The organism is Bradyrhizobium manausense, assembly GCF_018129685.1.
In the GTDB taxonomy this organism is placed as follows: domain Bacteria; phylum Pseudomonadota; class Alphaproteobacteria; order Rhizobiales; family Xanthobacteraceae; genus Bradyrhizobium; species Bradyrhizobium manausense_D.
The window spans coordinates 153,222-160,000 of sequence record NZ_JAFCLG010000002.1; the positions used below are offsets into that span (position 1 = coordinate 153,222).

Annotated in this window: 5 protein-coding genes; 3 read left to right on the forward strand and 2 right to left on the reverse strand. The window is 62.6% G+C overall.

The window, feature by feature from the left end; genetic code table 11:
* Positions 1-88 precede the first annotated feature (88 nt).
* From JQ621_RS08345 to JQ621_RS08355, 3 genes are all read left to right on the forward strand, one after another.
* Positions 89-889, forward strand: a complete 801-nt coding sequence (locus JQ621_RS08345; protein WP_212233967.1) for a phytanoyl-CoA dioxygenase family protein — start codon at positions 89-91, stop codon at positions 887-889.
* 215 nt (positions 890-1,104) lie between these two features.
* On the forward strand, positions 1,105-2,412 hold the full coding sequence (locus JQ621_RS08350) for an NAD(P)H-dependent oxidoreductase (RefSeq protein ID WP_212233968.1): 1,308 nt from the start codon (positions 1,105-1,107) through the stop codon (positions 2,410-2,412).
* A gap of 307 nt (positions 2,413-2,719) precedes the next feature.
* Positions 2,720-3,805, forward strand: a complete 1,086-nt coding sequence (locus JQ621_RS08355) for a patatin-like phospholipase family protein (RefSeq protein ID WP_212233969.1) — start codon at positions 2,720-2,722, stop codon at positions 3,803-3,805.
* Here the strand turns inward: JQ621_RS08355 and JQ621_RS08360 are convergent.
* Together JQ621_RS08360 and JQ621_RS08365 are read right to left on the reverse strand one after the other, a co-directional pair.
* Positions 3,796-5,460 carry a sulfatase-like hydrolase/transferase gene (locus JQ621_RS08360; RefSeq protein ID WP_212233970.1) on the reverse strand — a complete coding sequence of 555 codons (1,665 nt, stop codon included), beginning with the start codon at positions 5,458-5,460 and terminating at the stop codon, positions 3,796-3,798. The genes JQ621_RS08355 and JQ621_RS08360 overlap by 10 nt on opposite strands.
* A 559-nt stretch (positions 5,461-6,019) precedes the next feature.
* A complete protein-coding gene (locus tag JQ621_RS08365; RefSeq protein ID WP_212233971.1) occupies positions 6,020-6,610 on the reverse strand; it encodes a hypothetical protein in 591 nt (196 codons plus the stop codon).
* Positions 6,611-6,779 lie beyond the last annotated feature (169 nt).

Consider the following 6,779-nt stretch of genomic DNA (forward strand, 5'->3'; position numbering starts at 1 on the left):
ATTCGACGCTCGAAGAACGTGGATGCCCGGGACAAGCCCGGGCATGACGAGAGAGAAGACAAAACAAACAAACCGAGGAGGACGACCCATGAAACTGTCTCAGGAGCAATTGGAGTTCTTTCATCGCGAGGGCTGGCTGTTCCTCCCCGAGTTGTTTGCCCAAGAGGAGGTCGACCTCCTCGCGCGCGAGGCGGTCGGCATCTATGACGCCAACCGGCCGGAAGTCTGGCGCGAGAAGAGCGGCGCGCCGCGCACGGCCTTTGCCGCGCATCTCTACAACGAGGCCTTCGGCATTCTCGGCGCGCATCCGCGCATGATCGAGCCGGTCGAGCAGCTGTTCGGCGAGCCCGTCTACATGCATCAGTTCAAGATCAACGCGAAATCGGCTTTCACCGGCGACGTCTGGCAGTGGCACCAGGATTACGGCACCTGGAAGCGCGACGACGGCATGCCGGAGCCGCGCGCGATGAACATCGCGATCTTCCTCGACGAGGTGATGCCGATCAACGGCCCCCTGATGCTGGTGCCGCGCAGCCAGAATGCCGGCGACCTCCAGGCCTCGCATGACCTCTCGACGACGTCGTATCCGTTGTGGACGCTGGACGAAGACACGGTGACGCGTCTCGTCAAGCAGGGCGGCATCGTCGCGCCGACCGGTAAGCCCGGCGGCATGCTGATGTTCCATGGCAATCTGGTGCACGGCTCGGCCGGCAACATCACGCCCTATCCGCGCAAGATCGTGTATCTGACCTTGAACGCGGTCTCGAATTACATCCGCACCCCGACGCGCCCCGAATATATCGCGCATCGCGATTTCACGCCGATCAAGACCGTGGATGATGATGCGCTGCTGCGGCTCGCGCGGGCGCCGCGGCAGGCGGCGGAGTAAGACAGGTCTCGTGCCCCGGACGCGGTCCACCTCTCCCATTGGGAGAGGTCGGCGCGTAGCGCCGGGTGAGGGATTATGGTCCCTCGTCGGAGCTGCGGCCCCTCACCCGGTTTGCTCCGGACGATGCTTTGCATCTCCGAGCGCAAACCGACCTCTCCCCTCCGGGGAGAGGTGAACGCAAGCCGCATCAGCAACGCTGGATTACGGACATCCCCATGAATCTCTTCCGTCTCCTTCAGGCCCGCGCCTCCGCCGGAAAGCCCGTTCGTGTCGCGCTGATCGGCGCGGGCAAATTCGGCTCGATGTTCCTGGCGCAGGTGCCGCACACGCCGGGGCTCGAGGTCCCCATCATCGTCGACATCGACCGCGACCGGGCGCGCGAGGCCTGCCGCACCGTCGGATGGAGCGCCGAGCGGATCGCCGCCACCGTCTTCACCGATGACGGCGCACGCGCCATCGCGGGCGGCGCGATGGATGTGGTGGTGGAGGCGACCGGCAATCCGGCCGTCGGCATCCGCCACGCGCGCGCCGCGATCGCGGCCGGCAAGCATGTGGTGATGGTCAATGTCGAGGCCGACGTGCTGGCGGGCCCCCTGCTCGCCGAGGAGGCGCGCAAGGCGGGCGTGGTCTATTCGCTCGCCTATGGCGACCAGCCGGCGCTGACGGCCGAGATGGTGGACTGGGCCCGCGCCACCGGCTTTCGCGTCGTTGCCGCCGGCAAGGGCACGAAATATCTGCCTGGATATCACGACGTGACGCCTGACGGCGTCTGGCAGCATTACGGGCTCACCGCCGGCGAAGCGCAGTCGGCCGGCATGAATCCGCAGATGTTCAACTCCTTCCTCGACGGCACCAAATCCGCGATCGAGATGGCGGCGATCGCGAATGCCTGCGGGCTCGACGTGCCTGCGGAGGGCCTGCTGTTTCCGCCCTGCGGCGTCGACGACCTGCCGCACATCATGCGGCCGCGCAGCAGAGGCGGCGTGCTGGAACGGTCGGGTGTCGTCGAAGTCGTCTCCTCGCTCGAACGCGATGGCCGGCCGGTGTTTCGCGACTTGCGCTGGGGCGTCTATGTCGTGCTGGAGGCGCCGAACGACTACGCCGCCGACTGCTTCAAGCAATACGGCTTGAAGACCGATGCAAGCGGCTGTTTCGCCGCGATGTACAAGCCCTATCATCTGATCGGGCTCGAGCTGAACATCTCGATCCTGTCGGCCGCATTGCGCGGCGAGCCGACCGGCCAGCCCCACGGCTTCCGCGGCGACGTCGCCTCCGTGGCCAAGCGAAATCTGCGCGCCGGCGAGATGCTCGACGGCGAAGGCGGCTACACCGTGTGGGGCAGACTGGTGCCGGCGGCCGCGAGCCTGAAGGCCGGCGCCCTGCCGATCGGCCTCGCCCATCGCGTCAAGCTGAAGCACGACATCGCCCATGGCGAGATCGTGCGCTGGAGCGATGTGGAGTTCGACGCGAACGACGAGACGATCAGGACAAGAAAGGCGATGGAGGCGGCATTCGCGACATAGCAACCAGGCATCCACAGTTCGGGACGCTGCGGCTCGGCCGAAGTTTGATGTCGGCCAGGCCGCCATTTACATGGACGGGGTTCGAGGCAACGAGCGCATGCCAGAGATCGCTTCGATCCAACGGGGAGCGACTGTCGCCCTTCAACCTGGAAAAATAGCGGCGAGCGTCGCGTCGGCCGCCGTCTATTTGTGGTATGCGTACTCGTGTGATTGACGTCGATCGACGCTCGTTTCTGCACCTGCGAATATTCCAATTGTCGTCAAGAATTCTTTGTGCATTGCGGGCGATCAGGGTTGCGGTTCGGCAATGGAAGCTACTTCAGAGCGGAAGTCGGCGGAAACGCCCGAGGCAGCTGGGAGCGCCGATCACGAACCGGCATTCTCCAGGACCATCAATCTTGCCCTCCAAGGGGGCGGAGCTCACGGGGCGTTTACCTGGGGGGTACTCGACCGACTCCTGGACGAGAACGGCCTTGCCTTCGAGGGGCTCAGCGCGACCAGCGCCGGGGCGATGAATGCGGCGGTGTTTGCCTATGGGCTTGCGATCGGCGGTCGCGATGGGGCACGCAAGGCGCTCGCCGACTACTGGAAGCGCGTCAGCGACGCGGCCAGGCTGGGCCCGTTGCAACCAAGTCCCATCGACAGAATGCTCGGGGACCACAAGCTGGCATGGTCGCCGGTGTTCTCCCTCATGGGCTTCGTTACGCGCGTGCTATCGCCATACGAGTTCAACCCCACCGACTATAATCCACTTCGTGAAGTCGTCGAGCAATCGATCGATTTTGACGTGCTGAGGCGCCCGGACTCTCCGGTCAAGCTCTTTCTCTCTGCGACAAACGTCCGTACTGGCAAGGTAAAGGTCTTCGCCGGGAAGGAAATTTCAATCTCTGCCGTGATGGCTTCGGCATGCCTTCCCACGATGTTTCACGCGGTCGAGATCGACGGCGAAGCGTATTGGGACGGCGGCTATATGGGAAACCCGGCGCTCTTCCCGCTGATCTACGACTGCAAGAGCACCGACATTGTCGTCGTTCATATCAATCCGTTGTTTCGTAACGAGGTGCCGCGCACCGCCGTCGATATCTTGAATCGCATCAACGAGATCAGCTTCAATTCGTCGCTCATGCGGGAGATGCGGGCAGTCAGTTTCGTCACCAATCTCGTCACGCAAAAACGCCTCGTCGATGGAGGGCTGAAACATGTGCTGATCCACAGCATCGCCGACGACGAATTCATGGGTGCACTTAGTCCCACCAGCAAGTACAACGCCGATTGGGAATTTCTGATGTTTCTTCGCGACCAGGGGCGAAAATGCGCGGACGACTGGCTCGCGAAAAACTTCGCCAAATTGGGCGTCGAGTCGTCGGTTGACATCCATAAATTTTACCTCTGAATCTGGGCGCTTGGCACGAGGTCGATCAAGCCCAGATCCACCAGCGTGCGATGGAAGCGACGCTTTCGTTCGGAGGCTGACGCGAAGTAGGCTTCTCTGCAATCGTCCAGCAGGCTCGCGCGGGTGGCAAAGATCGGATCCAGCGCAATGCCCGCCCGCTGCAGAGCAACAGTGCCGAGGAAGGCGATATCGAGGTCGGCGCTCCTTCCGGGGCTGAAGTCGGGGATATTCAAGGCCTCTATCGCGTAGAATGTACGGAACGGGCGCCGCCCATCGCTTGGTCGCTTCAACTGCCGATCGATCCGTTTCGTCAGCACCGGTTGATGGTCCCCGTAGTGCACGATGAGAACGGGCCGTTCGGGGAAGCTGCTTGCCAGCCTGGCCCTCAGCCTTTGCCAGGTGGACGCAGTCTCTGCCAGCCGCGCGTAGTACTCGGCGTATCCAGCATCGGGAAAGCCGGCCATGGCAAAGGCGCGCTCCTTCTCGAATTGACCCGATGGCACGAGCTGCCTGTCATGCGGACCGTGGTTGAAGTTGGTCAGCGCATAAAGAAATCTCGGGGCCGCGTCGTGGGCCACCCTTTTGGCATAGGCATTGACGACCGCATCCAGAAACACGGCGTCGGAGTTCGTTGCCTCGAAGCGCCTGAGATCGAATGGCGGAGGAAGTTCGTCGGCAAAGATACGCTCCTCGATGCCGATGGAGCCATAGAATTTATCGTAGCTGAGAAAGGCGCGGCGGCAGCTGGAGATGAGCGTCGTCTTGTAGCCGAGCGACGCAAGCGAACGCGGCAGGCTGCTGTGAAAACGGCCGGCGCCCTTCTGGAAGAGGTAGTAGGCGCTCGAACCGAAGCTGGCGCTCGAAAGACCGGTCAGCAGGCTGAATTCGGATTGCCACGAACCTCCGCCAAAGATGTCGACGTTCAGGCACCCGAATTCCCCTGACGACGGGGACAGGAAGGCTTCGACGACAGGCTCGATCGGCAGGCCGAAAATGCGCGGGTCGAACACGGACTCGTGCTGGATCACGATAATGTCTGGAAAAACAGCGGAACGCGCAGGCGTGGCTTCCCGCAGTGGCAGCGGTTCGCTCGCGATGTCGCTCAAAGCCAGCCCGCCGAACTGCCGCCAGCAGACCGGATCGACCAGCGAGGCGATGAAGGTCGCGTAGAAGCACCGCCCCTGCGACAAAGTCTGCGGCAAAGACCTGACGCCCTCTGATGCGGACGCCTTTACAAGGCCAAAGAGCGCAAGAAGGAACACGGAAATTCGAAGCGCGACGGGGATCGGAGGGCCGGCAGCGTAAAGCACAACTGCGCTACAAGCGCAGGCGAACAACGCGGTTCCTGCCAGAACACCCAGCATCATGCGCGGGTATTGCAGCACGAAAAAGGGCACGGTGCCCGCAAACGCCAGAGGCAAATCTGGAACGGTCAGCTTGAGCGCGCTGTGATTGAATTTGACTGACGATAGGCTGGCGATGGCGACGGCCAGCATTCCGGACAGCAGGATCGCCCGCTCGAGATCGCCGAGGAACAGCAGCAGCAAAGCGGCATTGACGAGAAGAGCTGCGACCGCAAACGGCAGATGTTCAACGCTCCGTTCGGTCAGCGCGAGGGCGGAAATGGCTGCCGCAAGAATACAAATCAAAATCATGCAATCAGGATGCCCCAGGCGTTAGGATAATTCAATTTGGGGCGGGTCGCGCGGAGGGGCCGAAACGACGAAAGCCCCGGAGGGGTTCTCCGGGGCTTTTTTGTTTGGGGCAAGCGGTTCAAGCACCCCCCTTGCGGTCGTCCTGGACAAGCGCGCGAAGCGGAGCGCCGATCCGGGATCCATGACCACAGGGAGCAGTTTGGCGAAGACTCGGGGTTACCACTTCGCGTGACGACTGCTCCCTAAAGCGCGGTGGAGTGAGGTTCGATCGGCGTCCGGGATCACCTCTCCCCGACGGGGAGAGGTCGGATTGCTATGGCGCGCAATTGCGCGCCTGAGCAATCCGGGTGAGGGGCCGCGGCACCCAGTGAGACCGAAACCCCTCACCCGGATCGCATCTTCGATGCGATCCGACCTCTCCCTGCGGGAGAGGTGAACCGAGTTCGCGGCTCGCATCGATTCCACCAAAACACATCATGCTTTAGGGTCATGGATCCTGGCTTCCGCCAGGACGACACCTTTGTGAGCAAGGCGCGGGTCGGCCTACCACGCGAAGACCTTAGTTCTGATCGTCGCCCAGCGCGGCAATCAGCTTGTCGTAGTACTTGCCGACGAGATCGATGTTGGCCTTGTTCTCGATCGCGGGCGCCGGGTTCTTCAGCGCCTCGTTGAGCTCGTCGAGCGCTTCCTTCTTGTCCTTGGCCGGCATCTTCTTGTCGGCCTCGACCTGCGCGATCTGCGATTTGAGAACGGCTTCGTTGCCGACATATTTCTTGGTCGCGGGATCGAAGCCGCCGAGCACGAGGCTGATGTTGTCGACGACGTTGTTGTACTCGTCATAGCTGGCGAAGCCGTGCTTCTTGGCGACGCCGTCGAGCTGGGCGATCACCTTCGCATCGGGCGCGGTGTTCTCCGGCAGCTTCTCGGTGATCGCATCCATGTCCTTTTGCGCGGCGAGCACGCCGTCGAGCTGCTTGTCGGTCAGCGCGATCTGCTTGAGCGCGGGCGCCTGCGCAGGTGCAGCCTGTTGCGCGGGCGCCGGCTGCTGCTTGGCCTGCGCGAACGCGGCGCCGGAGGAGCCGAGCGCGGTGATGGACACGAGGCACGCGACGCCGAACGCGGTGAGGGCGGGACGAAGCAATGCGGGCATGGAAGTCTCCTCCAAAGGGGGATTGCTGGTTTTGGTGGCGGACGATTGGGCGTGAAAGATCCGGACGCTCACGAAACTAGGGAACTCGAAATGAACTCCGTATGAACTCCGCGCGTCCCTGCTAGCGGGCGATCATGGCCGAATGATCACAACCCGGTGGGAGCGTGGT